This window comes from Sinorhizobium prairiense (assembly GCF_029201645.2).
Taxonomy (GTDB): Bacteria; Pseudomonadota; Alphaproteobacteria; order Rhizobiales; family Rhizobiaceae; genus Sinorhizobium; species Sinorhizobium meliloti_A.
Genome location: NZ_CP104131.1, coordinates 1,740,657 through 1,766,399 on the forward strand (window position 1 = coordinate 1,740,657; position 25,743 = coordinate 1,766,399).

The following is a 25,743-nucleotide window of genomic DNA, read 5'->3' on the forward strand; positions in this document are numbered from 1 at the left end:
TTAAGGTAAAACCACCCGCAATCTCGGACAGGAGTTCCGGGCGGTAGGCCGGAATTTCCGGCCCCGAAAGGCCGGAAATCTGGTTACGGGCCGAAGCCCGTCAAATCGTCAATCAGGCAGCGCTGATCGTTGCCGGGTCGACCTTGAGGCCGGGGCCCATCGTCGAAGAAACAGCCACGCGCTTGACGTAGTTGCCCTTGGCGCCGGTCGGCTTTGCCTTGATCACGGCATCTGCGAAGGCGCGGATGTTCTCTTCGAGCGCCTTGGCATCGAAGGAAGCCTTGCCGATGCCGGCGTGAACGATACCCGCCTTCTCAACGCGGAACTCGACGGCGCCGCCCTTCGAAGCCTTGACTGCTCCGGCGACGTCCATGGTGACGGTGCCGACCTTCGGGTTCGGCATCATGCCACGCGGGCCGAGAACCTTACCGAGACGGCCGACGAGCGGCATCATGTCGGGGGTCGCGATGCAGCGATCGAAGTCGATCTTGCCGCCCTGTACGATTTCGACGAGCTCTTCCGCACCGACGACGTCGGCGCCGGCAGCCTTGGCTTCGTCAGCCTTCGCGCCACGGGCGAAAACGGCGACGCGAACCGACCGGCCGGTGCCGTTCGGCAGATTGACCACGCCGCGGACCATCTGGTCGGCATGGCGCGGATCGACGCCGAGGTTCATAGCGACTTCGATCGTTTCGTCGAACTTGGCCGTCGCACGCTCCTTGACCAGCGTTACGGCCTCGGTAAGGCCATAGAGCTTCGCCGGATCGATGCCCTCGCGGGACTTCTGTACACGCTTTGCAATCTTCGCCATGGTCTTAGCCCGTCACTTCCAGGCCCATGGAGCGGGCCGAGCCCTCAACCATCGCCATTGCGCCTTCGATATCGGCCGCGTTGAGGTCCTTCATCTTGGCCTCTGCGATCGTGCGGATCTGAGCCTTGGAGATCGAGCCGGCCTTGGCCTTGCCCGGGGTCTTGGAGCCCGCCTGGACCTTCGCTTCGCGCTTCAGGAAGTAGCTGACAGGCGGCTGCTTCATGACGAATGTGAAGGACTTGTCCTGGTAATAGGTGATGACGACCGGGATCGGCATACCCTTTTCCATTTCCTGCGTGGCGGCGTTGAACGCCTTGCAGAATTCCATGATGTTAATGCCACGCTGACCAAGCGCAGGACCGATCGGCGGCGACGGATTCGCCGAGCCGGCCTTTACCTGCAGCTTGAGCTGGCCTGCAACTTTCTTAGCCATTTCTCTCTGCCTTTCACTGCTCCTTTGCGGCGAGGCCGAAAAGGGAGCTCATCAGCCGGCTGCCCGGCCATTTGCCGATCGATCGATCGGCGGCTGCGGTTGCGTGGTGCGGATGAACCGACCCGGCTTAAGGTCGGAAACCTCCCACGCGATGCGGATCGCTCCGCCGAACAAGCCGATAAATCGACCTGCCCATTCGTATTCGCTTACGCTCTATCAGACCTTTTCGACCTGGCCGTATTCCAGCTCGACAGGCGTCGCGCGGCCAAAGATCGATACCTCGACCTTCAAGCGCGACCGCTCTTCATCGACATCCTGAACGGTGCCGTTGAACGATGCGAACGGGCCGTCGGAAACGCGGACCTGCTCGCCGATCTCGAAGGAGACCGAAGGCTTCGGGCGCTCGACTCCGTCCTGCACCTGACCGAGAATACGGTCGGCCTCGTGATCAGGAATCGGCACCGGCTTGCTGTCCGTGCCAAGGAAACCGGTCACTTTCGGCGTGTTCTTGATAAGGTGATAGGCCTCGTCGGTCAGATCGGCGCGAACGAGGACATAACCCGGAAAGAACTTCCGCTCCGCATCGACTTTGCGCCCGCGACGTACCTCGACCACCTTCTCGGTCGGGACGAGAATCTTCTCGAAGAGATGGGTGAGGCCCTTCTGCTTGGCCTTCTCCTCGATCGATTCGGCGACCTTCTTTTCAAAATTCGAATAGGCGTGAACAATATACCAGCGCGCAGCCATGCTACTCTCCACCCAATCAAGCGCCAACGTTGAGGATCAGGCTCATTACCCAACCCAGCAACTGGTCCGCACCAAAGAAAAAGGCGGCGGCAAAAGAGACCATGACGAAAACCATCAGCGTCGAGATCGTCGTCTCGCGCCGCGAAGGCCAAGTCACTTTCGACGTTTCAGCGCGCACCTGCTGCAGAAACGCAAATGGATTTGTTTTGGATGCCATATAATGCTCACGCCATTACGGCGCGTAAAGCCGACATGTCAGCCCCACGCACCGCGTGTCTGTTTGGACCCTACATAAAGACCGATTGCGAAAACCACAAGAGCCAACCAGTCTTTTTTGTGAATATACAAAGACGGCAATGCCGCCTTCCCCACGCATCCCAACACGGCAGGATCGGGAGAATGGCAGGGGCAGAGGGGCTCGAACCCCCGACCTGCGGTTTTGGAGACCGCCGCTCTACCAACTGAGCTATACCCCTACGGTGCCGCGACGCAACCGAACCGGCTGCATCCCAAGTCAGCGGCTTAATATTCAGTTTGCCGGACGCTTTCAAGCGCATTCGCAGCAAAAGAGAAAAAGAATCAACAAAATTTCGGCCGCCCTCTCCGCGGGTGCCCGAACGGCGGCTGCGACGCCGCTCGAGGGACGAGGAAAGTGTGAGCGGCATTCCGCCCGCTACACGCGCCTCAACTCATCGTGATCTACTCGTTCAGCCGTACATATTTCCGCCAATCGTGCTCCTCCTTGAAACCGAGGACCTCGCGGATCTTGCGATTGGAAAGCAGCCCTTCGAATTCGCCGATCTCGCGCGTGAAGGGAACATTTGGATAGAACTGCCTGGCCAGTTCGCGCGAAGGCGTGTTGGCCGATACCGTGTCGTTCGCGGCGTTGAATATCGCGAAGCCGAGACCATCCTTCTCAACGCAAAGCTTCACGATCTGGCCGAGGTCACGGGCATCGATATAGCTCCAGGCGATCCTTTTGCGGATCTCCGGATGGGCGAAATAATGCGGGAAGTCCGCATATTCATGCGGCTCGATCACGTTGCCGATGCGCAAAGCGTAAATATCGAAGCCGGAGCGCTCGGCGAAGGCCCTCGCCGTCTTCTCGTTCACCACCTTGGAAAGCCCGTAGGAATCCATCGGATCGACGTCGTAATCCTCTTCGAGAGGAAAGTGATGGAAGTCCCGGTGCCCCTCCGCAAAGCAGACGCCATAGGTCGTCTCGCTGGAAGCGACGATGATCTTTCGGATGCCGAGCTTTACCGCCGCCTCGATGACGTTGTAGGTACCCATCACGTTGACCCGGAAAGTTTCGTTGTCGGGTTTGATGAGAATGCGCGGAATGGCCGCGAAATGCACGACGCCGTCGAAGGGCTGCATGCCCTGGTCGAGATCGGGGAAGTCCCGGTGCATCGACAGCGCATTGAACATCTGGCCGCTGTCGGTGATGTCGGCGATCAGATTGGTGACGCCGGGGCTGTCGAGCGGCACGAGATCGACATTGTGCACCTCATAGCCGGCCTCGATGAGGTAGGGCACGGCGTGCCGCCCGGCCTTCCCCGAGCCGCCGGTAAACAGAATTCGCTTTTTCATGATATATCCCCACGCAGAAGAAGACGTGCTGCAGCGACTTTGCTGTATGCGCCGCTCTGTAGGTTAGGTACTTTGCGCCCTTGCGCAAGATCGATCGTGCGTGGCGCCGAGTGTTCCTTCCGATTCACCACTTCAGACTATAGCGGACATCGACCACACTGCGCGGCGCCAGCAACGGATCGGCGACGGCCGCGCCGAGGCGCAGATTTCCGAAATTCTGTTCCACCCCAATCCGGCTCACACCGCTGACGCCGTCACGCGAAACCTGGCTCTGCACGGTGAGCGACGTTCGGCTTGCGGGAGACACGAGCTTGGCGGATTGAGTGAGCTTCGGTTCGCTGCACCGGCTCTCATAGGCGTTGCATTGGATAGCGATGCTCCGGTGGACCTCCGCATCGAGCGTGGGCGTGACGATCCAGCTGCGCGCGGTACCGGCGCCGAAGTTGCCGGCCCCTCGCAAAGCATTGTAGTCCACGCTGATCTGAGAGGAACGCGTGACCGCCCCTCGCCCGCTTCCGCGCGAAGCCGTTCCCCAGAGGCGGACAGGCGCGCCGGGTGGATTGATCTTGCCAGAGCGCGTGGCGTCCATCGAGACTTCGGCACCGGCGGACGTGTTCCACCGCCCCGTCCGGCGAACGCCGAACCGGAACTTGTAGGAGTTGGCTCCGGTCTTGGAAGGCGACCAGATAAGCGGGCGGTCATCGGCGGCCGAGGCAAATTGCGGGGACTTCCCGACGCAGATCAAAACGATGCCAGCCGCGGCAAGCCGCGTGGGAATACGTCTTTTCATTGGCTTCCGATCCTGCTGCATATTTCCGCCAATCGGAGCCGATTGAGGACAAACATGCTGCAATTCAAGCGCTCAAGCGACCTTTGCGCGCCTAAAACGCGCGGCGCTGTAGGTCGCATTCGGCAAATCGTCAGGACCGGAAGGTAACACGGACCGGCGGCAAGGTCCCGGGATATTCGGGCGATGCGTGCGGGACTATGCAAGCACTGTTGCAGACATCACACGCGAAAGAGATCGCCCGCCGCTTCAAAAGCGTTGATTGGTAAACGGCCAAAAAGAAAAACCCCGCGGTTGCCCGCGGGGTTCGAAGTCCGGTCCGACCGGAATTACTCGACGATGGAGGCGACGATGCCTGCGCCGACGGTGCGGCCGCCTTCGCGGATAGCGAAGCGCAGCTTTTCTTCCATCGCGATCGGCACGATCAGCTCGACGTCAACCGTGACGTTGTCGCCCGGCATGACCATTTCCGTGCCTTCCGGAAGCGTCACGATGCCGGTCACGTCCGTCGTGCGGAAGTAGAACTGCGGACGGTAGTTGGTGAAGAACGGCGTGTGACGGCCACCCTCTTCCTTCGTCAGGATGTAGGCTTCGGCCTTGAACTTGCGGTGCGGCTTGACCGAACCCGGCTTGCACAGAATCTGACCGCGCTCGACGCCGTTGCGGTCGACACCGCGAAGCAGCGCGCCGATGTTGTCGCCGGCCTGGCCCTGGTCGAGCAGCTTGCGGAACATTTCAACGCCCGTGCAGGTCGTCTTCGTCGTCGGACGGATGCCGACGATCTCGATTTCCTCACCGACCTTGACGATGCCGCGCTCGACGCGGCCGGTCACGACCGTACCGCGGCCCGAGATCGAGAACACGTCTTCGATCGGCATCAGGAACGGCTGGTCGATCGGACGCTCAGGCGTCGGGATGTAGGCGTCAACCGCAGCCATCAGCTCGCGGATCGCGTCTTCGCCGATCTTCTTGTCCGAATCCTCAAGCGCAGCCAGAGCCGAACCCTTGATGATCGGAATGTCGTCGCCCGGGAATTCGTAGGACGACAGCAGTTCGCGCACTTCCAGCTCGACCAGCTCGAGCAGTTCAGCGTCGTCGACCTGGTCGACCTTGTTCAGGAACACCACGATCGCCGGAACGCCGACCTGGCGGGCGAGCAGGATGTGCTCGCGCGTCTGCGGCATCGGGCCGTCAGCGGCCGAAACAACCAGGATCGCGCCGTCCATCTGCGCCGCACCGGTGATCATGTTCTTGACGTAGTCGGCGTGGCCGGGGCAGTCGACGTGCGCATAGTGACGGTTCGGCGTCTCGTATTCGACGTGCGCCGTCGAAATGGTGATGCCGCGCGCCTTTTCTTCCGGCGCAGCGTCGATCTGGTCATACGCCTTGAACTCGCCGAAATACTTCGTGATCGCTGCCGTCAGCGACGTCTTGCCATGGTCAACGTGGCCAATCGTGCCAATGTTGACGTGCGGCTTATTGCGCTCAAATTTGCTCTTTGCCATGGGTACGCTTCCTGTGGTCAAATCGGATGGATCAGCCGGCGGGGCCGGTTTGTCGAGCCGTTTAAGGGTTTCGTCGCATTTGCGCAAGACTTAATTGCGTGCGCCGGAACGGCAAGGTCTCGCCTCTTCAGAAAGGCAGCGGCAAGCGGCGGCAGAAGTACCCAAAGCGCTACGCCTCGGGCCGGAAAATAGAACGTAAACAAGCGCGTGCGGCACAAACCTGAAGTGCAGCGGATTTTTTTGATGCTTTGAAAAAGAAGCTGGAGCGGGTAGCGGGAATCGAACCCGCGTATTCAGCTTGGAAGGCTGCTGCTCTACCATTGAGCTATACCCGCGGGCCTTCGATCCTGAAGCAGAATGGTGGAGGGAGTTGGATTTGAACCAACGTAGGCTGAGCCAACGGATTTACAGTCCGTCCCCTTTAACCACTCGGGCATCCCTCCATTTTTCTGTCGGGATCAATCGACCAAGCATTTGAGATCGCGTAAGAACCGGCGTCGTTTGTCGCCGCCCCGCGATCTGCGCCGGGTATATGACCGCCTGCATTCGTCCTGTCAACACGGCGAAATGCAAATTCTCAGAATTTCTCCACTGCCGACCGCAGCGGCGATTTCCGAAATCAGTTTCAACCGGAGGCGAAGCTCACTATAAGACCGGCATGAGCAAGGACAAGACCGGCGACAAGAGCGCCAAAGACACCCATTATGCAAATCTGCGCCGTGCGCACCGGGACGCCCGGCGCGAACGCGGGGAGATTCCGACTCCGCGCCAGGACAAGCGCGGAAAGCTGCCCGCCGACTGGAAGCCGCCGGCGCTTGCCCCGGACCAGGTGCTCCTCTACGGCCTGCACACGGTCCGCGCCGCCCTCGACAATCCGGAACGCCGCATCATCCGCCTCTCGGTAACGCAGAACGCCGCCGCGCGCCTGGAGCTCGGCGATCTGGCGGCGCTCCCCTTCCCGGCCGAGACTGTAACGCCGCAGGAGCTCGACCGCATGCTCGGGCCCGATGCCATTCACCAGGGCGCGATGCTGGAGACGCAGCCTCTGCCGCACCGCAAGCTCGAGGCTCTTCGCGACTGCCCCTTGATTCTCGTTCTCGATCAGGTGACCGATCCCCACAATGTCGGAGCGATCATGCGCTCGGCGGTCGCCTTCGACGCAGGCGCGCTCATTACGACGATGCGCCACAGTCCAACCGAATCAGGTGTGCTGGCGAAATCGGCCTCGGGTGCGCTGGAGCTCATTCCTTATATCCAGATCACCAATCTCGCCGACACCCTCGAGGAGCTCCACGAACTCGGCTTCATGACGATAGGCCTCGATTCGGAGGGGCCGCAGCCGCTCGAAGGCACATTCGTCGGCGACAAGATCGCGCTGGTGCTCGGTTCGGAGGGTAGGGGCCTGCGCCAGAAGACCCGGCAGACGGTCAAGGCGCTCGCACGGCTCGACATGCCCGGCGCTATCAAGTCGCTGAACGTGTCGAATGCCGCCGCCATCGCAATGTACGCGGCAAGACATCATCTTAGGGGATAGGTGCCGGCGGGACGATCGTCACGGCGAGACCCGCCGTCGGGCAGCCGTCCTGCAATCTCTTCCATGTCGTGACGTTGAGGTTCATTTCGCAGCGCGCGAGATAGGAGACGTCGCCGATGCGGATGCACGCAGTCTGGCCGAGTTCGTATTTGCCCCCATCGCGGTGACGACAGGTGCACCGCCCGCCCGGCGCAGACGCGGAAACACTTCCGGCCACCAGGGCGACGGCCGCGAGCGACAACGCCAGAAACCGCAGGGCGCGCACGCATTTCATGCCCGACAGAATAGCGCAGTTTCGACCCGATCAGAAACGGAGAATGCCGGCTGATTGCTCGGCCGGCATCCTCCGCAACGAACCGGCGCCACGGCGCCGGCCGAATGATTAGCTTGCGAGCTTCAGAACGTTGCCCTGAGCAATCGTCTTTTCGGCTTCGGCTATGGCGAACTGCTTCTGGTCGGGGCCGAGATTCAGGCCCTCTGCGCGGATGAACTCGATGTCCGTTATGCCGAAGAAACCGAAGACCGACCGCAGATAGGTTTCCTGGTGGTCCATGGCGGAAGCCGGGGCGACCGAATAATGACCGCCACGGGTGGAGGCGACGATCACCTTCTTGCCCTTGGCGAGGCCCTCCGGTCCTGCTTCGGTATAGCGGAAGGTTTTGCCGGCAACGGCCAGACGGTCGATCCACGCCTTGAGCTGGCTCGGGATCGAGAAGTTATACATCGGCGCACCGACGACGACCGTGTCGGCAGCCAGGAATTCCTCGAGCATCTGGCGGCCGATGCGCACATCGGCGGCCAGAGCGGCATCGACACCATCGAGATCTGCGGGCGCCATGATCTGTGCGCCGGTCAGGTGCGGAACGCGTTCGGATGCGAGATCCCGATAGGTGATCTCCGCATCGGGCTGGTCGGCCTTGAGCTGCGACACGATTGCCGACGTCAGGCGGCGGGAGACGGAGTGTTCGCCGAGAATGCCGGAGTCGATATGAAGGATTTTCATGGGAAGCACCTTTGCTTACGTTGCGGTGCATCACATATGATCTGCAAACAATCATTCGATAAGTCAGCGAATATTTGACATTCCGTTTCCCCAGGGAAACAATTATATCGCGACAGATGGCCCCCTGAGCTCCAATCGTTACCCTCCAATCGACGGGAGCCGCACCGAACGTCGATACCGCCTTTGATGGGAGGCACTCATGCAGGATCTGAACGATATCGCGCTCTTCGCCGCCGTCGTCAAACACAATGGCTTCAGCGCCGCTGCGCGCGACCTGAACGTGCCGAAATCCAAGCTCAGCAAACATGTCGCACGCCTGGAGGAGCAATTGGGCGTGCGTCTGCTCGAACGCTCGACGCGCAAGCTTCGAATGACCGAAATCGGCCGTATCTTTTACGAGCACGCCCAGGGGCTGCTCGACGGCGTGGCCGCCGCCGAAGCCGAGATCGCCGCAGTGCGCGCCGAGCCGACGGGCGTCGTCCGGCTCGCCTGTCCTATCGGCTTCACACCGATGCTCGCCGACATCCTGCCCGCCTTTCACCGCCGATATCCGGGTGTCCGCCTGTTGATCACCGCCTCCAACCGGCGGATCGATCTCATCGAGGAACGGATCGACGTGGCCTTGCGCGCACGCGACCAGCTCGACACCGACAGCCAGCTGATCGTCCGCAAATTCGGCGAAGTGCGCCAACGCCTCGCCGCCAGCCCGACGCTTCTCGCGCGCCTCGGTGAGATCACGACCGACAATCTTTCGCAAATGCCGACGCTGTCGATGAACGAGCAGCACCTCAATGATGTCTGGCGGCTCGTCCACGCAACCGGGGGAGCGATCGAGATCGCTCACCGGCCCATCGTCGGCTGCAGCGATTTTCTCATCCTCGAGCGCGCGGCCATCGAAGGCATGGGCATTGCGCTGCTGCCCGACCATATCTGCGAGCGCGCCTTCCGAACCGGCGCCCTCGTTCCGGTCCTGCCGGAGTGGACCTCCGGCAACGTCATGGTCCACCTCGTCTTCCCCTCGCGCCACGGCCTGCTGCCCGCGACCCGCGCCCTCATCGACTTTCTGGCGGAAAATCTGATCAAGGCGCTGGAGCGCTGCCGCGAGGTCGACCCGAGGCCGGCCGCGTCGTTCGAGATTTGATGCGACGGTTGGATGGCTGCGCCACTTCGATGCCGACGAAACCTTGCCGGAGCGAAGGGGGCAACCGGAAGGAAGCGTGGGCGACGGATTGTTTTCAGGGTTTTCTGGTGCCCCCAGAGAGACTCGAACTCCCGACCTACTGATTACAAATCAGCCGCTCTACCAACTGAGCTATAAGGGCACGTTAGGGCTGGGAGTTACCATATTCTCTCCCGGTGTAAAGCAAAAATGCGGCCTCTCCCAATTTTTCGGATGCGTTCGTGCCGAGGCCGTGCCAGAAAAAGCGACCGTGGCGTCTATAGCGCCGCTCGCCTAAATTGACGCGAAAACAAGCGGAAGCGCCCCTGCCCCCGCAATGACAGACGGACTGAGTTCATGGCCCGCAAGTTCAACTCCCTCGCCTTCATCGCATCGCCGGCAGAGGAAGCGCAGAAGGCGGCCGAGGATCTCCGGGCCCTCTATGGAGATCATGATGCGGACAAGGCCGAAGTGATCGTCGCGCTCGGCGGCGACGGCTTCATGCTGCACACGCTCCACAGGACGATGAATACCGGCAAACTCGTCTACGGGATGAACCGCGGCTCGGTCGGGTTCCTGATGAACCGCTACAGCACCGAGAACCTGCATCAGCGCATCGCCAATGCGGACGAAAATGCATTTCATCCGCTCGAGATGCGCACGACGGACGTCAACGGCGACAAGTTCACCGCGCTTGCCATCAACGAGGTTTACCTTTTCCGCCAGTCCTACCAGGCCGCGAAGTTGAAGGTCATCGTAGACGGAAAGACGCGGCTCGACGAACTGACCTGCGACGGGCTGCTTCTGGCGACACCTGCGGGCTCCACCGCCTATAATCTTTCTGCGCACGGGCCGATCCTGCCGTTGGAAGCGCCGCTTCTGGCGTTGACGCCCGTCAGCCCATTCCGGCCGCGGCGCTGGCGCGGGGCGCTGTTGCCGAATCACGTGACGGTGGACATCGAAATCCTCGAGGCCGACAAGCGCCCGGTCAACGCCGTGGCAGACCACCAGGAAGTCAAGTCCGTCGTGCATGTCCGCATCGCCGAATCGGAGAAGCTCACGGCGCGGATCCTTTCGGATCCGGACCATTCCTGGTCCGATCGCATTCTCGCCGAGCAGTTTTCCAATTGAAATCACACGTTGCACGGCCGATATGGTATGATCACGGGCGGTAGCGTGCCTCGCGGTCCCGGCGTTCGGTTGCGAAGGATATCCACAATGCACAAGGCCCTGCTGATAGCGCTCTGCCTGACCCTGCCCTCAGGCGCGCTTTTCGCTCAGGACAATGGCCTCCTGCCCCCGAACGTCATCTTCGTGACGAGCACGGGCTTTTGGGAGGAGAGCGGCGGCGCGCCGCAGCCGGAGGAAAGCAGGGATGATGACAAGAATGCGAAGACTGCGGCACCCGGTGGGCGGCGCGGCTATTATAAACTGATTGCCGTTCGACAGGAGGACGGCACCGCGCAGGTCCATCTGCAGCAGATCGCCTCCACTCCGACCGGTCCCGAGGTGGTTTCCTCCGCGGAACTGGAGGAATTCACGGCGCTGAAACCCTATGTCACCGATATTCGCCCCGAAACCTCGACAGGGATCACGCCGCAGCCGGGAATGTTCGCGACGGTTTATCTGAAGACCGAAGCGGGCGCGACCGAGCCCGAGACCTGGACGGTCCTCATCGACGAGCTCGGCGACATCAAGATCGAGCGCGCGACGAATTGAGGGGCACCGAACTTCGCCCCCTCATCCGCCTGCCAGCACCTTTATAACTTGTCATTAACCGAATCCGCCATGCTTGTGGATGCGGTGGCGAAGGGGACTGGGGCCCTGCCGCGAGTTCCCTTCGCCCCGCTTGCGGGGAGAAGGTGGCCGGCAGGCCGGATGAGGGGCGGCTTTCAGCGCAGACCGCATGCCGCGCATGCCGAAAGGAATTTCCCCTCGCCCCCTCAACACCGGGGCAACGGCAATCAGCTCAGGTCGTCGACGGCCGCATCCGCGCCACCGCTGACGCGATGCGCAAGGGCTGCCTCCATGAACTCGTTCAGTTCACCGTCGAGCACGTCGCCCGGGCTGGTGCTTTCGACGCCCGTCCTCAAATCCTTCACCAACTGATAGGGCTGAAGGACGTAGGAGCGGATCTGGTGACCCCAGCCTATATCGGTCTTCGACGCCGCCTCGACGTTGGCGGCCTCCTCGCGCTTCTTCAGTTCAGCCTCGTAGAGCCGCGCGCGAAGCATGTCCCATGCCTTGGCGCGGTTCTTGTGCTGCGAGCGTTCCTGCTGGCACTGCACCACGATGCCGCTCGGCATATGGGTGATGCGCACGGCCGAATCGGTCGTATTGACGTGCTGACCGCCGGCGCCCGAGGAGCGGTAGGTATCGATCCGGCAATCGCTTTCGTTGATGTCGATCTGGATCGATTCGTCCACGACGGGATAGACCCAGATGGACGAAAAGGACGTATGGCGGCGAGCGTTGCTGTCATAGGGAGAAATGCGGACGAGGCGATGCACGCCCGATTCCGTCTTCAGCCAGCCATAGGCATTGTGCCCCTTGACGAGAAGCGTAGCGGATTTGATGCCTGCTTCTTCCCCGTCCTGGATTTCCATGAGCTCGACCTTGTAGCCCTGGCGTTCGGCCCATCGCGTATACATGCGAAGCAGCATGTTCGCCCAGTCCTGGCTTTCCGTGCCGCCGGCGCCCGAATGGACTTCGAGATAAGTGTCGTTCTGGTCGGCCTCGCCCGAAAGCATGGCCTCGACCTGCTTCTTCGCCGCCTCGCCGCGCAATTGGCGAAGCGCTTCCTCGGCCTCGGATACGATCGCCGAATCGCCCTCCTCTTCACCGAGTTCGATGAGCTCGATGTTGTCGTTGAGCTGCTGCTCGAAGCGGCGCAGGCCATTGATGCCATCGTCGAGCTGCTGGCGCTCGCGCATCAGTTTCTGCGCCTCGGCCGCATCGTTCCAGAGCGACGGATCTTCCGCCTTGTTGTTCAACCAGTCCAGTCGTCTTACCGCCTGATCCCAGTCAAAGATGCCTCCTCAGCAGGCTTATGGCCTGCTTGATTTCGTCGACGATGTTCTCGATTTCGCTGCGCATGATCCTGCTTCTTCAGGTGACTTTTCCAACGTGACGGTCAAATAGCGGTGCCCGCCGCCGATGTAAAGGCGACGGGCACCGCGTGCAATGGAAAGGGTCAGAACAGTCCGTTGGAGCCGGAGGTTACCGCCTGGTTGGCCTGCGGAGAGGTTCTCAATATTTCTTCCGGCGGCGCATATTCGTCGAGGTCGCCGATGACCGAGAAGGTGTCCGCAGGACCGGTGCCCGGCTTGAAGGCTTCGATGATCGTGTCCGGCTCGCCCTCGACGGCCGCCATGCCGGTCTTGCGGTTGACGGGAATAAGGCTCATGCCTTCCGGCACCACGAACTTGCCGGGACGGGTACCCTCCACCGCCTTCTGCATGAAGGCGTTGAAGATCGGCGCCGACAGGCCGCCGCCGGTCGACCCGCGCCCGAGCGGTGCCGGGTCGTCGAAGCCGAGATAGAGCCCCGCGACGAGGTCGGGAGTGTAACCCACGAACCAGGCGTCCTTCTCGTCATTGGTCGTGCCGGTCTTGCCCGCGACAGGGCGATCGAGTTTGATCTTGCCTGCCGCGGTCCCCCGCGCGACTACGCCTTCCATCATGGAGGTGATCTGATAGGAGGTCATCGGATCGAGGACCTGCTCGCGATTGTCGATCAGCACCGGCTCTTCCTGAGCTTCCCAATGGTCGGCATTGCAATTCTCGCAGGCCCGGTCCTCGTGGCGGAAGATGGTCTTGCCGTAACGGTCCTGGATCCGGTCGATCAGCGACGGCTTGATCTGCTTGCCGCCATTGGCGATGACGGCATAGGCAGACACGAGACGCAGCACCGTCGTTTCGCCGGAACCGAGGGACATCGCAAGAAGCGGCGCCATCTTGTCGTAGATCCCGAAACGTTCGGCATATTCGGCGACGATGTTCATGCCCAGGTCGTTGGCAAGCCGGACCGTCATCAGGTTGCGCGATTTTTCGATGCCGAGGCGAAGCGTCGACGGTCCGGCAGAGCCGCCGCCGTAGTTTTCGGGCCGCCAGACCTGACCGCCCGCGACGATCTCGATAGGCGCATCCAGAATGACCGATGCCGGGGTATAGCCGTTGTCGAGGGCGGCCGCGTAGACGAAGGGTTTGAAGGCGGAACCGGGCTGGCGCATCGCCTGAGTCGCGCGGTTGAACTCGGACTGTCCGTAGGAAAACCCGCCGACCATCGCCAGCACGCGGCCGGTATGCGGGTCCATCGCGACCAATCCGCCCTGAACCTTCGGCGGCTGGCGCAGCCGATATTCGCCGGCCTCTTGCAACGGCTCGACATAGACGACGTCCCCGGCCCGAAGACCCCCTCCGGCGACTTGGCGTTCTTGCGCTTTCCGCCCGCGGAGCGATAGGCCCACTGCATGTTCTTGGCGGCAATCCGCCCGGTCACCCGTTCAGGCACGATCTTGCCCGAGACTTCCTTTTCCGGCTGGACGCCGATTTCGGCGCCTTCGCTGTCTACAGAGAGCACGACCGCCAGTTTCCATTCCGGCACGTCGCTGAGCATGGGGATCTTGCTCAGCGGCTCGCCCCAGTCGCCGCCGATCTCGATTGTCTTCACCGGACCGTGAAAGCCTCGCCGCTCGTCGTAGTTCAAAAGCCCGTCCTGAAGCGCCTTGCGCGCCGCAATCTGCAGCCGCGGATCCAGCGACGTACGCACGGAAAGCCCGCCCTCGTAAAGGGCCTTGTCACCGTATTTCTGGATGATCTGACGACGCACTTCTTCGGCGAAGAAATCGGAGGCGAAGAGGTGCGCGCCGCCGCGCCGCGGCTTGACGCCGAGCGGTTGTTGCTTTGCCTCCTCGCCGTCAGCCTTGGTGACGTATCCATTTTCGACCATCCGATCGATCACCCAGTTGCGGCGCTCGATCGCAGCCTCGACCTCGCGGAACGGGTGATAATTGGCCGGCCCCTTGGGCAGGGCCGCAAGATAGGCGGTCTCGGCAATCGTCAGTTCCGTCACCGACTTGTCGAAATAGGTCAGCGCCGCCCCGGCGATGCCGTAGGAATTCAGCCCGAAGAAAATCTCGTTGAGATAGAGCTCGAGAATGCGGTCCTTGCTGTAGGCCTGTTCGATGCGGAAGGAGAGGATCGCTTCCTTGATCTTGCGATCGAGCGTCTGGTCGGAGCTCAGAAGGAAATTCTTGGCGACCTGCTGGGTGATCGTCGAAGCTCCGACCGGGCGCCGACCGGAGCCGAAATTCTGCACGTTGACGACGATGGCGCGCGCAAGGCCCGTCACGTCGACACCCGGATGCCGGTAGAAATTCTTGTCTTCCGCCGAGATGAATGCGGCCTTGACGCGATCGGGTATCGCCTGAATAGGCAGATACAGCCGGCGCTCGCGCGCATATTCGGCCATCAGCGCGCCGTTACCCGCATGGAAGCGCGTCGTCACCGGCGGCGCATAATTGGCCAGCACCTCATAGTCGGGCAAGTCCTTGGTGATGCCGCCGAGATAGATCGCGACGGCCGCGGCTGTGCCAAGCAGCAGAAACGCACCAATGCCAAAAAAATATCCAATCAGTCTGATCATCAGTCAGGTACCGGTATCTAATTATCGTCCCATTGCGAGGTCGCCGAGTGCCCGAACGCTCGTTTTCCGCGAAAGGAAGCCGACTTCGCCAAACTCTTCCAAAGAAATCGTCCGGCATTTTCAGTTACACGCGTTTGGGCTCCCTCATATGGCCAGGAACCTGAAGCATCAACACCGTTTCCCACAAATCGGGACGCCCTCCCCCTAAGGGGCCCGGATTGTGAGTAAAATAGGGCTGTTACCGGATTATACAGTGCGCATCCGCTGAAAAGCATATCGCTGTTACCGGCTCGACACAAATCACATCCCCATTCCGTGGCGCCGGGCTGGGACGAGATCAGCGATCCCGGAATGCCCTGCGCATTCAACCGCCGTTTGCAACCGCGGTGTTCCGGTAGCGCTGAACGGCGTCTGCAAGCAGCGCGGATACCTTCTTCCGCCATTCCGCATCGAGCAGTTGCTTCTCATCTTCCTTGTTCGACAGGAAGCCGAGCTCGAGCAGCACCGAGGGCACGTCCGGCGCCTGCAGGACCCGGAACCCCGCATGGCGGTGCGGATTGTTGATCAGCTTGATCTGCCCTTCGAACGAGGAAATGACGCTTCGGGCGAGGTTGACCGAGAAAGCCTGCGTTTCGCGGCGGGTGAGATCGATGAGGATATCCGCGACTTCGGCCGGCTCGCTTTCAAGCGGAATCCCGGCAATCTCGTCGGAGAGATTCTCGCGTGCGGCAAGATCGGCTGCGAGGTGGTCGGACGCCTTGTCGGAGATCGTGTAGACCGTGGCGCCCCGAATATCCTTCTGCCGTAATGTGTCGGCGTGAACCGAAATGAACAGGTTGGAGCCTCGCTGGCGTGCAATCTGCACGCGTTGAGGGAGGGAGAGAAATTCGTCGCGCTCCCGCGTCAGAAACGCCTCGATGCCGGGTTCGTGATTGAGCCGTTCCACCAGCTCCTTCGCGAAGGCCAGGGTCACGTGTTTCTCTTCGGTTTTCGTGACGCCACCGATTGCACCGGTATCGATTCCGCCATGGCCGGCATCTATCGCAACCACGAAGACGCCGGCCTTCGGGGGTGGCGCGGCGGCCGGCCGGTCGGTCTTGGCGGAGGGCACCGTGCCTGTCCACTGCTGCTCGGCCAGGAGCTTGTCGAAGCGGTCCTGGCCGATCCTCTCCGCATCGAGCACGAGGCGAAAGCCCTTCCCGTCCTCCACCGGCTTCACTTCCGCATGGGTCACCTCCGTCGGCCCCTTGGCGGAGAGCACAAGCCGCGAGGCCCCTGCCCCCATTCCGCCGTAGCGGATGGCGTCGAACAACCCGCGAGGCTGCAGGCTCTCCGGTTTCAGTCCGAACGACGTTTCCGGCAGATCGACGATGACGCGAAAAGGATTGGCGACGTAGTGGATGGAGAAGGCCGGCTCGCGATCGAACTCGATGACCAAGCGCGTGCGGGCATCGTCGCCGGCAATCCGCGCGGCATAGGCGAGGAGAGGCACCGGCTCGCCGGCGCGCACGCCCGCCACGGGCGACAAGAGAAGCAAAACGGCACCAAAGGCAGCGACGAGCACGCGCATACCGCGACGACGCCCGATCGCCTCCATGGAACACAGCCTAGTCGCCGAACGCCTCACCTGAAACCCCGCATTCATCCAATCAACGTGCCGGCGAAGGTCTCCCCGGCACCCCCTATCCGCCCCTCAACCAATGAACCCTCAGGGTTAACCAAAGCTTGACGCGGAGGCCGTCGCACCGCCCGTCAGCCGGCGCTGTCTTCTCCTGAAGGTCCGGTTACACCCGCGCAAGCGAATCGATCAATATTGTGGCGGCAAAGGCTTTTCCCTTGCCAATGTGACATGGAAAACATAAAAGCGTCACAAGGAGAAAGTGTTGACGGGATAGAATCGTCGGCCGGGCAGCCGGAGCTTTTAGACGAGCTTGGCGCCAGGGAGTGATCGAGCCGGAACAACCGGTTGCAACCGTATCAAGCTTCCGCGGCCGCAGGAATTCATCCGCCGTCGCCGCATTTCCTCCTCCGTATACTGGTTCGCAAATTTCCGGCGGTGGCCGGAGTTCTTGATGGTGAATTTCACCGGATGCCCGCAAGCGGGCGCATTCATCGGGCCTCTTCCAGAGGTCCAGGACATTGGCATTCTTGTTTGGTCTTTGATGTGACTCAGCAGTATCGGTCAGAAGTAGAGCGGCCCCGGGACCCCAGCGTTCCGGCTGCCGTCTGGCTGCTGCACCATCGCCTGCGCCAAACAGGACCTTTCATATCCGGCGCAGCCTCCGACGTCTTCGACAGCCTTCTTGAAAAAGGCACTCTGTCTGTCGTCCCGCCGCGCCGAGGAGCACAGCTTAGATGGCAGAGAAAATGCTTATCGATGCGTCTCACTCAGAGGAGACGCGCGTCGTTGTCGTACGCGGGAACCGCATAGAAGAATTCGATTTCGAATCGGAACATAAGAAGCAGATCCGCGGCAATATCTACCTGGCGAAGGTAACCAGAGTGGAGCCGTCGCTCCAGGCGGCCTTCGTCGATTACGGCGGCAATCGCCACGGGTTTCTGGCCTTCGCCGAAATCCATCCCGACTACTACCAGATCCCCCTCGCCGATCGTCAGGCCCTGTTGAAGGCGGAAGCCGAAGAGGCCCGCCGCGACGATGACGAGCCGAACGACACCGTGGCGGAACAGAAATCCGCGCCGGCCGGCGATACGGTTGCCGAAGTCGTGGCACAGGCCGAAGCCGCCGAGGCAGCCGGAGAAGCCGCCGAGGCCGCAGAGACCGCTGCGGAGAAGCCGAAGGCCAAGGCCAAGCCGAAGCGTACCCGCCGCGCAAAGCCGAAGGCCGGCGAAGAGCCCGTGGCGCCTGAAGGCGGCCCGTCGGAAGACGGTGAAGGCGACAAGAACGAAATGGCCGCGGTGGTCGATACCGATTCGATCTCCGAGGATATCGACGCGCGTCGTCAGCGTGACGACGACGATGACGACGACAATCACGACGGCGAAAAGGAAATCATCGAATCCGTCGGCGCCGAAGATGCCATGGAAGAGGTGGCGGATCGTCATATCCGCAAGCCGCGCAAGCAATACCGCATTCAGGAAGTGATCAAGCGCCGACAGATCCTGCTGGTTCAGGTCGCAAAGGAAGAGCGCGGCAACAAGGGTGCGGCACTCACGACCTATCTTTCGCTCGCAGGCCGCTACTCCGTTCTCATGCCGAACACGGCGCGCGGCGGCGGCATTTCGCGCAAGATCACCAACCTGCAGGACCGCAAGCGTCTGAAGGAGATCGCCCGCGGTCTCGACGTGCCGCAGGGAATGGGTGTGATCCTGCGCACCGCCGGGGCCAATCGCACGAAAGTCGAGATCAAGCGTGACTTCGAATACCTCATGCGGCTGTGGGAGAACGTCCGCACGCTGACGCTGAACTCGACTGCCCCCTGCCTCGTCTACGAGGAGGGCAGCCTTATCAAGCGATCGATCCGCGATCTCTACAACAAGGACATCAGCGAGATCGTCGTATCGGGCGAGGAAGGCTACAAGGAAGCCAAGGGCTTCATGAAGATGCTGATGCCGAGCCACGCAAAGGTCGTGCAGCCCTATCGCGACGTGCATCCGATCTTCTCCCGCTCCGGCATCGAAGCGCAGCTCGATCGCATGCTGCAGCCGCAGGTGACGCTGAAGTCTGGCGGCTACATCATCATCAACCAGACCGAAGCTCTGGTTTCCATCGATGTGAACTCCGGTCGTTCGACGCGCGAGCACTCGATCGAGGATACGGCTCTCCAGACGAATCTCGAGGCAGCCGAGGAAGTAGCGCGGCAATTGCGCCTTCGCGACCTTGCCGGCCTGATCGTGATCGACTTCATCGACATGGAAGAGAAGCGGAACAACCGCTCCGTCGAGAAAAAGCTCAAGGATTGCCTGAAGAACGATCGGGCCCGTATCCAGGTCGGCCGCATCTCGCATTTCGGCCTGCTCGAAATGTCTCGCCAGCGCATTCGCGCCTCGGTGCTGGAAAGCACGATGCAGACCTGCCCGCACTGCAACGGCACGGGCCATATCCGTTCGCAATCCTCCGTTGCCCTGCATGTTCTGCGCGGCATCGAGGAACATCTGCTCAAGAACACCACGCACGACATCAGCGTGCGCACGACACCCGATATCGCGCTCTACCTGCTCAATCAGAAGCGCAGCTCGATCACGGACTACGAACAGCGCTTCGGTGTCTCCATCTTCATCGAAGCGGACGCCCATGTCGGTGCGCAGCACTTCGCGATCGATCGCGGTGAACCGGTCGAAAATCCGGTGAGGATCGACCAGATCCTGCAGTTCGAGCCGGAGCCGGAAGACGAAGAAGAGGTCCTCGTCGAGGAGGAGACCGACGAAGAGGAAGCGGAAGAGATTGCTGCCGAGCGTCAGGACCAGAAAAAGGGTCAGACCGACGAGCAAGGCGGCCGCAAGCGCAAGCGTCGTCGCCGCCGGCGCGGCAAGGGCACGGGTCAGGGGGCGGACGAAGCCTTCGCCGAGGCCGCCGACGCGGCTGAGGACGAGACCGGCGATGAAGGCGCCGTGGACGATGCCGAGGATGAAGGCGACGCCACGGATGCCCTGAATGGCGATAGCGAGCAGAAGCGCAAGCGTCGTCGCCGCGGCAAGCGTGGCGGCCGCCGCAGTCGTCAGGATGAACTTGCTGAAGCCGAGGGCGAGGCCGGCGTGGCTGCAGAAGCCGGCGAAGCGGCCGGTGACGACGCGGAGGCGGAAGTCCTCCCAGCCGCGGCAGCCGAGGAGACGTCGCCGGATATCGCGGCAGCCGCTGCCGTCGAGGCAGCAGCGGAGGAGCCGAAACCGGCAAAACCCCGGCGCAGCCGCAAGAAAGCAGTCAAGGCCGAGGCGCCGGCCGAGAGTGTCGACGAAGGAGCCGAGAAGGCCGTCGAGTCCCAACCCGAAACACCCGAAGCCGCCCCTGAGGCGGTGGAGGAAGCTGTTGCCGATCTGGAAGGCGCAAAGCCTGCGCGCGCAAACCGGGATCTGTCGGCGATCGCTACCGAGCCGGTCGTGACGTCCAGCAAAAGCGAGGGCGAAGAGGAGCCGGCAAAACCCAAAAAGGGCGGCTGGTGGCAGCGCCGCGGTTTCTTCTAAGAAGCAAAGAAATAGCCCGGAGCGATCCGGGCTTTTTCATGGCCGGGACGTGTGGCGGCTCAGGTGTGAGCTGCCCCATTGAAAAACTCCGCCCTTTCCGGACGGAAAGCCGCACATAGTTTTCCTTATCCCGCTCTATACTTTCCAGAGGGAGGACGAGGCCATGCACAAGTTCACAGTCATCGTTACGGAAGAGTTTGAAGCCGACACTGCCGAGGAAGCTGCCTTGCTCATGTATCAGCAACTGACCAACGGGCCGGCCCCTTTGCATTATTCGGTCACGGATGAAACGAAGCTCGCAACCAACCTGACACTGGACCGGAAAGAGGCAGATGAGTTTGCCAGTGTCGATCACACCGCAGACCCCGGCAACTGGTAAAACCCGGCGCAACTACCCGCGACGGCTTGTTTGATTTCCTCATTTCTGTGCTTGTCACAGGAATCCAGCCAGCCCAAGTCCTTGGGCTGAAAGAACGCTTCCCGCGCCGCAGACGCGGCGCTGCTGGATCCCTGTGACGAGCACAGGGATGAGGGTAGAGAGGGTGCCGTGAAGATAGCGAGGCGGCGCGGAGGTCCCGGGTCACGCCCGTATACAGCGTCCCGCTTCGCTTCGATGTAGTAGCCGCACATCCCCGGTCCCTCATTCCTGTGCTCGTCACAGGAATCCAGCCAGATCAAGTCCTTGGGCTGAAAGAACGCTTCCCGCGCCGCAGACGCGGCGCTACCCTCATTCCTGTGACAAGCACAGGAATGAGGAAATCAAACAAGCGCCGCGGGCGGCCCGAATCTCGATAAGCCTTAGGCCAGCCAGCGCGCGATGCGGTTCATCGCCTCCTCCATCTCGATAGCCGCGCCCGCATAGGAAAAGCGCATGGTGCGATGCCCTTCGACGGGATCGAAGTCGAAGCCGGGCGTTGCCGCGACGTCGATCTCGGCCAGCATCCGACGGGCGAAGGCCATGCTGTCATTGGTGAAGCGGCTGACATCCGCATAGGCGTAAAATGCGCCGTCCATCGGCGAGGCGATCGAAAAGCCGATCTGCGGCAGCCGTTCGAGCAGCAATGCTCGGTTCGCGGCATAGGCACGCTTGTAGCCGTCGAGCTCCTCATGCGCGCCGAGAGCCGCCTCCGCGGCAATCTGTGACAGCTCCGGCGGCGAAATATAGAGGCTCTGCGCGATGCGCTCGAAGGCACGCACCCGCGCCTCGGGCAGAACCATCCAGCCGATGCGCCAACCGGTCATACAGTAATATTTGGAGAAGGAGTTGATCACGACGGCGTCGTCGGCGACTTCAAGCGCCGTCGTCTCCTCCCCGGCGAAAGTAAGGCCGTGATAGATCTCATCGGAAATGAAGGCGATCGAGTGGTCCCGGCAATAATCGGCGAGCGCCTTCAGCTGCGCCTTGCCGGTCACCGTTCCCGTCGGGTTCGCCGGGCTTGCGAGAAGCACGCCCTTCAGCGGTTTTCCGCCCCGTGCGGCGGCGCGCTCCAGGCTGTCCGGGGTCAAAGTGAAGCCGGCATCGGCATTGGCTTCGATCTCGACCACTTCGAGCCCGAGCGCGGCCATGATGTTGCGATAGGCGGGATAGCCCGGGCGGGCGATAGCCACGCGATCGCCCGGATCGAACAGGGCGAGAAAAGCGAGATTGAACCCGGCCGACGATCCGGTCGTCACCGCAATCCGCTGCGGATCGAGCGTGATGCCGTGTCGGCTGTGATAGTGAGCGGCAATCGCCCTCTTCAGGGAGAGTGTGCCAAGAGCGTCCGTATAGCCGAGCCGACCGTGATCGAGTGCCCTCCTTGCTGCATCGAGTGCCGCTTTCGGCGCCGGATGCGCGGGCTGACCGACCGCCATGGATATGACCGGGTGGCCGGAATCGCGCCGCCGCGTGGCCTCGGCCAGCACATCCATGGCGTGGAACGGCTCGACTGCGCTGCGTTTCGACATCTGTGCCAAAAGAACGGTCCTCGCGAGTTTCTTGATGCCCTTTGCACCATCGCTCGCGGCTTCACAAGTCCGCGAACGCCGCAATTCGGCCGATTTTGCCGTTTCGTTTCCCTCCGCCACGCCCTATGCTTCAACCAGTCGGCGCAAGCCGGGACTTGTCGTCGTCTTCAAACTGGCGCATTGACGCAAGCGTGCGGAGCCTACGACCGACATAGAACAGCAGACCACGAGGAAAGAATGACGCTCAAGATGAAGATGATTGCCGCAGCATCCCTGATCGCGCTTGCTGCCGGCGTCGCCCTGCCCGGTCCCGCGGCGGCGCTCGATGCCAAGCAGAAGGAGGAATTCGGCGCCTTCATCAAGGAGTACCTGCTCGCCAATCCGGAGATCATGCTGGAAGTGCAGGAAGCTCTCACCTCCAAGCAGCGGGCCAAGCAGCAGGAAACCGCTCAGGCGGCAATCGCCGACAACAAGAAGGCGATCTTCAACTCTGCCTACGACATTGCCCTCGGCAATCCGGACGGCGATGTGACGATCGTCGAGTTCTTCGATTACAACTGCGGCTATTGCAAACGGGCTCTCTCCGACATGGACGACATCCTTGCCAAGGACAAGAATGTCCGCTTCGTTCTCAAGGAGCTCCCAATTCTCGGGCCGGACTCGCTCGCGGCCCACAAGGTCAGCGCTGCCTTCCGCGTGATCGCACCAGAGAAATACGGCGATTTCCATCGCGCCCTGCTCGGGGAGAGGAGCGCGCGACGGAGGAAACCGCGATCGCCGTTGCGGCCAAGCTCGGCGTGACGGAAGCGCAGTTGCGCGAAAAGATGGATGACGGGCCGTATGATGCCTCGATGCGCGAAGCCTATACGCTCGCCAACGAGCTCGGCATCACGGGAACGCCTTCCTACGTCGTCGGCAACGAGGCGGTCTTCGGCGCTGTCGGGGCGCCAGAGATCGAACAGAAGGTCGCCAACATGCGTGCGTGCGGCAAGACCGTCTGCTGACGGCCGGCCGGCCACCGCCCCTATAGGAACAGCACGACTTGTGGACAAAGCCCGCGGGTACCCAGGGGGCTTTTCCTCGGGGAACCATCAGTCTATAGGTAACCCTCCATCACCGGACCGGATTCCCTTATGCCTTCGACTATCTTTGTGCTGAACGGCCCAAACCTGAACGCGCTCGGCAAACGCGAACCGGGTATCTATGGCGGCAAGACGCTTGCCGACATCGAAGCGATGTGCAAGGAGGAGGCCAGACACCTCGGCTTCGACGTCGACTTCCGGCAGTCGAACCATGAAGGCACGTTGGTCGACTGGTTACACGAGGCTGGCGAAAAGGCAGTCGGCATCGCCATCAATCCCGCCGCCTACGGACACACCTCCATCGCCATGCACGATGCCATTCGGGCGATCACCGTCCCCGTGGTGGAGCTGCATCTTTCCAATATTCATGCGCGCGAAGAATTCCGGCACAAGTCGATGATCGCACCAGCCGTCAAAGGCGTTATCTGCGGTTTCGGCGCACAGAGTTACATTCTGGCGCTGCATGCGCTAAAGAACCTGACGGAAAAATCCAAATAAGAAGAACACGAGGCTCATATCCCATGGCTGAAAAGAAACCGGGTATCGATCAGGCGCTGATCCGTGATCTCGCCAATATCCTTAACGATACCGACCTCACCGAGATCGAAGTGGAGCAGGACGATCTGCGCATCCGCGTTTCGCGGAACGGCACGCCTGTTGCCATGTCCATGCCGGCGATGCCCGCCTACCAGGTGCCGCCCGCCATCGCCGCCGGCCAGCCGGCTGGTGCGCCCCAGGGTGCCGCCGAAGGCGGTCACAATGCCAAGAACGCAGTGACGGCCCCCATGGTCGGCACCGCCTATCTCGCCCCGGCTCCGGGCTCCCGCCCCTTCATCGAAGTCGGTGCGGTGGTAAAGGAAGGTCAGACGATCCTGATCATCGAGGCAATGAAGACGATGAACCAGATTCCGGCCCCCCGCTCCGGCAAGGTGACGGAAATTCTCGTGCAGGACGCCGCCCCGGTCGAATATGGCGAACCCCTGATCGTGATCGAATAGGGCACGGTGGCGATGATCTCGAAAATCCTCATTGCCAATCGCGGCGAAATTGCTCTGCGCGTCCTGCGCGCCTGCAAGGAGCTCGGCATCGCGACCGTGGCCGTGCACTCGACGGCAGACAGCGACGCCATGCATGTCCGGCTCGCCGACGAGAGCGTCTGCATCGGCCCGCCGCCTTCGCGCGAGAGCTATCTGAACATCCATCAGATCGTTGCCGCCTGTGAGATCACCGGTGCGGATGCGGTGCATCCGGGTTACGGCTTCCTCTCGGAGAACGCGAAGTTCGCCGATATCCTCGATGCGCACGGCATCACTTTCATCGGACCGACTGCCGAGCACATCCGCCTCATGGGCGACAAGATCACCGCCAAGAAGACGGCGGAAGAACTCGGCATTCCGGTGGTTCCGGGCTCCGATGGCGAAGTGAAGCCGGAGAACGCCCTGGAGATCGCCCGCCAGATCGGATTCCCCGTGCTGATCAAGGCGACGGCGGGTGGCGGTGGCCGCGGCATGAAGGTCGCCCGCACCGAGGAGGAACTCGAAAACGCGGTTGCGACGGCACGTTCCGAAGCGGCGGCCGCATTCGGCAACGACGCGGTCTACATGGAGAAGTTTCTCGGCAAGCCGCGCCATATCGAAATCCAGGTCGTCGGGGATGGCGAGGGCAATGCGATCCATCTCGGTGAACGCGACTGCTCGCTGCAGCGCCGCCATCAGAAGGTCTGGGAAGAAGCCAATTCCCCGGCCCTGAACGTCGAACAGCGCATGAAGATCGGTCAAATCTGCGCCGAGGCGATGAAGAAGTTGAAATATCGCGGCGCCGGCACGATCGAGTTCCTCTACGAGAACGGCGAGTTCTACTTCATCGAGATGAACACGCGCCTGCAGGTCGAACACCCGATTACCGAAGCGATCACCGGGATCGACCTCGTGCACGAGCAGATTCGCGTGGCGTCCGGAGCCGGCCTCTCTGCCAAGCAGGAAGATATCGTCTTCTCCGGTCACGCCATCGAATGCCGCATCAATGCCGAAGATCCGCGCACCTTCGTCCCTTCTCCGGGCACGATCACGCATTTCCACGCCCCGGGCGGCCTCGGTGTGCGCGTCGACAGCGGCGCCTATCAGGGTTACCGCATCCCCCCTACTATGACAGCCTGATCGGTAAGCTGATCGTCCACGGCCGGACGCGCGTCGAATGCATGATGCGGCTGCGCCGCGTACTCGATGAATTTGTCATCGACGGCATCAAGACGACTCTTCCCCTTTTCAGGACCTGATCAACAATCAGGATATCGCAAACGGCGATTATGATATCCATTGGCTGGAGCACCATCTGGCCACAACATCCGCATAGGATAC

General features: G+C 61.6%; 22 protein-coding genes, 4 tRNA genes and 3 pseudogenes. 12 read left to right on the forward strand and 17 right to left on the reverse strand.

Annotation, left to right across the window (positions count from 1 at the left end; genetic code table 11):
* Positions 1-112: 112 nt before the first annotated feature.
* The 10 genes from rplA to N0Q91_RS11090 all read right to left on the reverse strand — a co-directional run bounded on the left by rplA (position 113) and on the right by N0Q91_RS11090 (position 6,319).
* Entirely contained in the window at positions 113-811 is a 699-nt protein-coding gene (gene rplA / locus N0Q91_RS11045; RefSeq protein WP_018099704.1) for a 50S ribosomal protein L1, read from the reverse strand.
* Between the two features lie 4 nt (positions 812-815).
* Complete coding sequence (rplK, locus tag N0Q91_RS11050) at positions 816-1,244, reverse strand: 50S ribosomal protein L11 (protein ID WP_018099703.1); 429 nt, start codon at positions 1,242-1,244, stop codon at positions 816-818.
* Positions 1,245-1,460: 216 nt separating this feature from the next.
* Positions 1,461-1,991 (reverse strand): transcription termination/antitermination protein NusG, encoded by a 531-nt coding sequence (gene nusG / locus N0Q91_RS11055; RefSeq protein ID WP_003536182.1) that lies wholly within the window; start codon positions 1,989-1,991, stop codon positions 1,461-1,463.
* A 16-nt stretch (positions 1,992-2,007) separates the two neighbouring features.
* Positions 2,008-2,208: a preprotein translocase subunit SecE gene (gene secE / locus N0Q91_RS11060; protein WP_003536180.1), complete on the reverse strand. Its 201-nt coding sequence runs from the start codon at positions 2,206-2,208 to the stop codon at positions 2,008-2,010.
* A gap of 183 nt (positions 2,209-2,391) precedes the next feature.
* Positions 2,392-2,467: transfer RNA gene (locus tag N0Q91_RS11065), tRNA-Trp, on the reverse strand.
* Positions 2,468-2,690: 223 nt separating this feature from the next.
* Positions 2,691-3,584 carry an NAD-dependent epimerase/dehydratase family protein gene (locus N0Q91_RS11070; protein ID WP_275598074.1) on the reverse strand — a complete coding sequence of 298 codons (894 nt, stop codon included), beginning with the start codon at positions 3,582-3,584 and terminating at the stop codon, positions 2,691-2,693.
* 124 nt (positions 3,585-3,708) lie between these two features.
* Positions 3,709-4,374, reverse strand: coding sequence for a hypothetical protein (locus N0Q91_RS11075; RefSeq protein WP_275598075.1), 666 nt, complete (start codon positions 4,372-4,374; stop codon positions 3,709-3,711).
* Positions 4,375-4,700: 326 nt separating this feature from the next.
* On the reverse strand, positions 4,701-5,876 hold the full coding sequence (tuf, locus tag N0Q91_RS11080; RefSeq protein ID WP_100672242.1) for an elongation factor Tu: 1,176 nt from the start codon (positions 5,874-5,876) through the stop codon (positions 4,701-4,703).
* Between the two features lie 261 nt (positions 5,877-6,137).
* Positions 6,138-6,211, reverse strand: a tRNA-Gly gene (locus tag N0Q91_RS11085).
* Between the two features lie 23 nt (positions 6,212-6,234).
* Positions 6,235-6,319 (reverse strand) — tRNA-Tyr (locus N0Q91_RS11090).
* Positions 6,320-6,534: 215 nt separating this feature from the next.
* Between N0Q91_RS11090 and N0Q91_RS11095 the strand changes: the two genes are divergently transcribed.
* On the forward strand, positions 6,535-7,410 hold the full coding sequence (locus N0Q91_RS11095; protein ID WP_275598076.1) for a TrmH family RNA methyltransferase: 876 nt from the start codon (positions 6,535-6,537) through the stop codon (positions 7,408-7,410).
* Here N0Q91_RS11095 and N0Q91_RS11100 read toward each other — a convergent pair.
* A complete protein-coding gene (locus N0Q91_RS11100) occupies positions 7,400-7,684 on the reverse strand; it encodes a hypothetical protein (protein WP_100672240.1) in 285 nt (94 codons plus the stop codon). The two genes, N0Q91_RS11095 and N0Q91_RS11100, sit on opposite strands and share 11 nt — an antisense overlap.
* Positions 7,685-7,792: 108 nt before the next feature.
* On the reverse strand, positions 7,793-8,413 hold the full coding sequence (locus tag N0Q91_RS11105) for an FMN-dependent NADH-azoreductase (protein ID WP_018094902.1): 621 nt from the start codon (positions 8,411-8,413) through the stop codon (positions 7,793-7,795).
* 199 nt (positions 8,414-8,612) lie between these two features.
* On the opposite strand from N0Q91_RS11105, the gene N0Q91_RS11110 reads away from it, so the two are divergent.
* Positions 8,613-9,554, forward strand: a complete 942-nt coding sequence (locus N0Q91_RS11110; RefSeq protein WP_275598077.1) for a LysR family transcriptional regulator — start codon at positions 8,613-8,615, stop codon at positions 9,552-9,554.
* 105 nt (positions 9,555-9,659) lie between these two features.
* Here N0Q91_RS11110 and N0Q91_RS11115 read toward each other — a convergent pair.
* Positions 9,660-9,735: transfer RNA gene (locus N0Q91_RS11115), tRNA-Thr, on the reverse strand.
* Between the two features lie 194 nt (positions 9,736-9,929).
* Here N0Q91_RS11115 and N0Q91_RS11120 point away from each other — a divergent pair.
* Together N0Q91_RS11120 and N0Q91_RS11125 are read left to right on the forward strand one after the other, a co-directional pair.
* Complete coding sequence (locus N0Q91_RS11120; RefSeq protein ID WP_018094900.1) at positions 9,930-10,703, forward strand: NAD kinase; 774 nt, start codon at positions 9,930-9,932, stop codon at positions 10,701-10,703.
* Between the two features lie 87 nt (positions 10,704-10,790).
* Positions 10,791-11,291, forward strand: a complete 501-nt coding sequence (locus tag N0Q91_RS11125; protein ID WP_275598078.1) for a hypothetical protein — start codon at positions 10,791-10,793, stop codon at positions 11,289-11,291.
* Between the two features lie 245 nt (positions 11,292-11,536).
* Here N0Q91_RS11125 and prfB read toward each other — a convergent pair.
* From prfB to N0Q91_RS11140, 3 genes and pseudogenes are all read right to left on the reverse strand, one after another.
* Positions 11,537-12,668 (reverse strand): peptide chain release factor 2 gene (prfB, locus tag N0Q91_RS11130; RefSeq protein WP_100672234.1). Its coding sequence is split into 2 segments (ribosomal slippage): positions 11,537-12,598 and positions 12,600-12,668, totalling 1,131 coding nucleotides; the frame shifts between segments, so codons are not numbered across the junction.
* Positions 12,669-12,765: 97 nt separating this feature from the next.
* Positions 12,766-15,218: pseudogene (locus N0Q91_RS11135) on the reverse strand (penicillin-binding protein 1A).
* Positions 15,219-15,582: 364 nt separating this feature from the next.
* Positions 15,583-16,815, reverse strand: a complete 1,233-nt coding sequence (locus tag N0Q91_RS11140; protein WP_275598079.1) for an N-acetylmuramoyl-L-alanine amidase — start codon at positions 16,813-16,815, stop codon at positions 15,583-15,585.
* Positions 16,816-17,573: 758 nt separating this feature from the next.
* On the opposite strand from N0Q91_RS11140, the gene N0Q91_RS11145 reads away from it, so the two are divergent.
* Entirely contained in the window at positions 17,574-20,357 is a 2,784-nt protein-coding gene (locus N0Q91_RS11145) for an Rne/Rng family ribonuclease (RefSeq protein ID WP_275598080.1), read from the forward strand.
* A gap of 163 nt (positions 20,358-20,520) precedes the next feature.
* Positions 20,521-20,736: a hypothetical protein gene (locus N0Q91_RS11150; protein WP_100672230.1), complete on the forward strand. Its 216-nt coding sequence runs from the start codon at positions 20,521-20,523 to the stop codon at positions 20,734-20,736.
* A gap of 419 nt (positions 20,737-21,155) precedes the next feature.
* Here the strand turns inward: N0Q91_RS11150 and N0Q91_RS11155 are convergent, their stop codons facing one another.
* Positions 21,156-22,313, reverse strand: coding sequence for a pyridoxal phosphate-dependent aminotransferase (locus tag N0Q91_RS11155; RefSeq protein WP_100672228.1), 1,158 nt, complete (start codon positions 22,311-22,313; stop codon positions 21,156-21,158).
* 25 nt (positions 22,314-22,338) lie between these two features.
* On the opposite strand from N0Q91_RS11155, the gene N0Q91_RS11160 reads away from it, so the two are divergent.
* From N0Q91_RS11160 to N0Q91_RS11185, 6 genes and pseudogenes are all read left to right on the forward strand, one after another.
* Positions 22,339-22,488 carry a hypothetical protein gene (locus tag N0Q91_RS11160; protein ID WP_100672227.1) on the forward strand — a complete coding sequence of 50 codons (150 nt, stop codon included), beginning with the start codon at positions 22,339-22,341 and terminating at the stop codon, positions 22,486-22,488.
* Between the two features lie 53 nt (positions 22,489-22,541).
* Positions 22,542-23,308, forward strand: a pseudogene (locus tag N0Q91_RS11165) (DsbA family protein).
* A gap of 129 nt (positions 23,309-23,437) precedes the next feature.
* The gene (aroQ, locus tag N0Q91_RS11170) at positions 23,438-23,884 is read left to right on the forward strand and encodes a type II 3-dehydroquinate dehydratase (protein ID WP_018094891.1); all 447 of its coding nucleotides are present in this window, start codon (positions 23,438-23,440) and stop codon (positions 23,882-23,884) included.
* A gap of 23 nt (positions 23,885-23,907) precedes the next feature.
* On the forward strand, positions 23,908-24,384 hold the full coding sequence (accB, locus tag N0Q91_RS11175; protein ID WP_003533074.1) for an acetyl-CoA carboxylase biotin carboxyl carrier protein: 477 nt from the start codon (positions 23,908-23,910) through the stop codon (positions 24,382-24,384).
* 12 nt (positions 24,385-24,396) lie between these two features.
* Positions 24,397-25,470: pseudogene (locus N0Q91_RS11180) on the forward strand (acetyl-CoA carboxylase biotin carboxylase subunit); the annotation flags it as partial.
* The gene (locus tag N0Q91_RS11185) at positions 25,398-25,661 is read left to right on the forward strand and encodes a hypothetical protein (RefSeq protein WP_375341938.1); all 264 of its coding nucleotides are present in this window, start codon (positions 25,398-25,400) and stop codon (positions 25,659-25,661) included. The pseudogene N0Q91_RS11180 and the gene N0Q91_RS11185, both read left to right, overlap by 73 nt.
* The last annotated feature ends 82 nt before the right edge of the window (positions 25,662-25,743 follow it).

Excerpts from the sequence above, each read along its gene's own strand:
- N0Q91_RS11125 (WP_275598078.1), top strand. The coding sequence starts at position 10,791 with ATGCACAAGGCCCTGCTGATAGCGCTCTGCCTGACCCTGCCCTCAGGC.
- aroQ (WP_018094891.1), top strand. The coding sequence starts at position 23,438 with ATGCCTTCGACTATCTTTGTGCTGAACGGCCCAAACCTGAACGCGCTC.
- N0Q91_RS11150 (WP_100672230.1), top strand. The coding sequence starts at position 20,521 with ATGCACAAGTTCACAGTCATCGTTACGGAAGAGTTTGAAGCCGACACT.
- N0Q91_RS11075 (WP_275598075.1), bottom strand. The coding sequence starts at position 4,374 with ATGAAAAGACGTATTCCCACGCGGCTTGCCGCGGCTGGCATCGTTTTG.
- accB (WP_003533074.1), top strand. The coding sequence starts at position 23,908 with ATGGCTGAAAAGAAACCGGGTATCGATCAGGCGCTGATCCGTGATCTC.
- tuf (WP_100672242.1), bottom strand. The coding sequence starts at position 5,876 with ATGGCAAAGAGCAAATTTGAGCGCAATAAGCCGCACGTCAACATTGGC.
- N0Q91_RS11185 (WP_375341938.1), top strand. The coding sequence starts at position 25,398 with ATGCCGCATCAATGCCGAAGATCCGCGCACCTTCGTCCCTTCTCCGGG.
- N0Q91_RS11100 (WP_100672240.1), bottom strand. The coding sequence starts at position 7,684 with ATGAAATGCGTGCGCGCCCTGCGGTTTCTGGCGTTGTCGCTCGCGGCC.
- N0Q91_RS11095 (WP_275598076.1), top strand. The coding sequence starts at position 6,535 with ATGAGCAAGGACAAGACCGGCGACAAGAGCGCCAAAGACACCCATTAT.
- nusG (WP_003536182.1), bottom strand. The coding sequence starts at position 1,991 with ATGGCTGCGCGCTGGTATATTGTTCACGCCTATTCGAATTTTGAAAAG.
- N0Q91_RS11070 (WP_275598074.1), bottom strand. The coding sequence starts at position 3,584 with ATGAAAAAGCGAATTCTGTTTACCGGCGGCTCGGGGAAGGCCGGGCGG.
- N0Q91_RS11145 (WP_275598080.1), top strand. The coding sequence starts at position 17,574 with ATGGCAGAGAAAATGCTTATCGATGCGTCTCACTCAGAGGAGACGCGC.
- N0Q91_RS11110 (WP_275598077.1), top strand. The coding sequence starts at position 8,613 with ATGCAGGATCTGAACGATATCGCGCTCTTCGCCGCCGTCGTCAAACAC.
- N0Q91_RS11160 (WP_100672227.1), top strand. The coding sequence starts at position 22,339 with ATGCCCTTTGCACCATCGCTCGCGGCTTCACAAGTCCGCGAACGCCGC.
- secE (WP_003536180.1), bottom strand. The coding sequence starts at position 2,208 with ATGGCATCCAAAACAAATCCATTTGCGTTTCTGCAGCAGGTGCGCGCT.
- rplK (WP_018099703.1), bottom strand. The coding sequence starts at position 1,244 with ATGGCTAAGAAAGTTGCAGGCCAGCTCAAGCTGCAGGTAAAGGCCGGC.
- N0Q91_RS11105 (WP_018094902.1), bottom strand. The coding sequence starts at position 8,413 with ATGAAAATCCTTCATATCGACTCCGGCATTCTCGGCGAACACTCCGTC.
- N0Q91_RS11120 (WP_018094900.1), top strand. The coding sequence starts at position 9,930 with ATGGCCCGCAAGTTCAACTCCCTCGCCTTCATCGCATCGCCGGCAGAG.
- N0Q91_RS11140 (WP_275598079.1), bottom strand. The coding sequence starts at position 16,815 with ATGGAGGCGATCGGGCGTCGTCGCGGTATGCGCGTGCTCGTCGCTGCC.
- rplA (WP_018099704.1), bottom strand. The coding sequence starts at position 811 with ATGGCGAAGATTGCAAAGCGTGTACAGAAGTCCCGCGAGGGCATCGAT.